The sequence below is a fragment of the Mycobacterium attenuatum genome (genome assembly GCF_900566085.1).
Taxonomy (GTDB): Bacteria; Actinomycetota; Actinomycetes; order Mycobacteriales; family Mycobacteriaceae; genus Mycobacterium; species Mycobacterium attenuatum.
The window spans coordinates 1-1,215 of record NZ_UPHT01000186.1; the positions used below are offsets into that span (position 1 = coordinate 1).

The following is a 1,215-nucleotide window of genomic DNA, read 5'->3' on the forward strand; positions in this document are numbered from 1 at the left end:
TCGCCGTGGGTGTTTTTGCGGGTGGTCCAGCCTTTTTCGACGAGTCGGTTGTCGACTCCGCAGGCCAGGGTCAGCTCGTCGATGTCGGTGCGGCCGGTGGCCTTCCAGCCTTGGACGTGGTGGACTTGGCTGTGGTAGGCGGGGGCATCGCATCCCGGTTTCGTGCATCCTCGGTCCTTGGCGTAGAGCATGATTCGCTGCGCGGGGGACGCCAGCCGTTTGGTGTGATACAGCGCCAGGGCCTTGCCGCGATCGAAAATGGCCAGGTAGTGGTGCGCGTGGCTGGCCAGGCGGATCACATCGCTCATCGGCAACAGCGTGCCCCCGCCGCTCAGGCCCTTGCCGGCGGCCGATTCCAGGTCCTGCAGCGTGGTGGTCACCACGATCGACACCGGAAGCCCATTGTGTTGGCCCAACTCCCCCGACGCCAACAGCGCACGCAGTCCGGCAAGGACGCCGTCGTGGTTGCGTTGCGCCTGGCTGCGGGTGTCACGGCGCACCGCCTGCTCCTCGGGCGTCTCATCCACGACCGGTGTTTGGTCATCGGGGTTGCACGCCCCGGGGGCGGCCAGCTTGGCCAACACGGCCTCCACGGCCGCGCGCAACTCCGGGGTCAGCATGCCGCTGAGGCGCGACATCCCGTCGAATTCCTGCCTGCCCAGCATGATCCCGCGCTTGCGGGCCCGCTCCTGGTCGCGACATTCCCCGTCGGGGTTAAGCCAATCCATGATCCGTTGGGCGTATGTGGCCAACTCGTCGGGGCGATACCCGCAGGCTTTGCGGGCCAGGTCGGCTTCGGCGGCCTCCCGGGTTGCCAGGTCCACCTCGGCGGGCAGGTGGGCGAAAAAGCCGCGGATCACCTTGATATGACCGTCACCAACGAGCCCGTCGCGCTGGGCGGCCGCGGTCGCGGTCAACTGCGGCGCCAATGGCTCACCGGTGAGCGCCCGCCGTTGCCCGAGGTCAGCCGCTTCGTCGATGCGCCGGCTCGCTTCGGACTTGGTGATACGCAACCGATCGGCCAGCGCCGAACGCAGTTTGGCGCCCAGTTCTTCCTCGCCGGCCTGCGCGCCGAGCTGATTGATCAGCGTGTGCTGCGGTGTCCGCAGCCGGCGCGCCAAGCTTTCCAGGCGCTCCAGGGCGCGCATTCGCTCGGGGGTGGTGAGCACGTCAAAAGACAACTCACACAAACGATCCAGATCCGCGTCGAGCGCG

1 protein-coding gene is annotated in these 1,215 nt (G+C 67.7%); it reads right to left on the reverse strand.

Features of this window, described 5'->3' with window-relative positions:
- Positions 1 to 1,215 (reverse strand): HNH endonuclease signature motif containing protein (locus EET13_RS29100; RefSeq protein ID WP_136623306.1); only part of this gene is annotated, 1,215 nt, incomplete at both ends.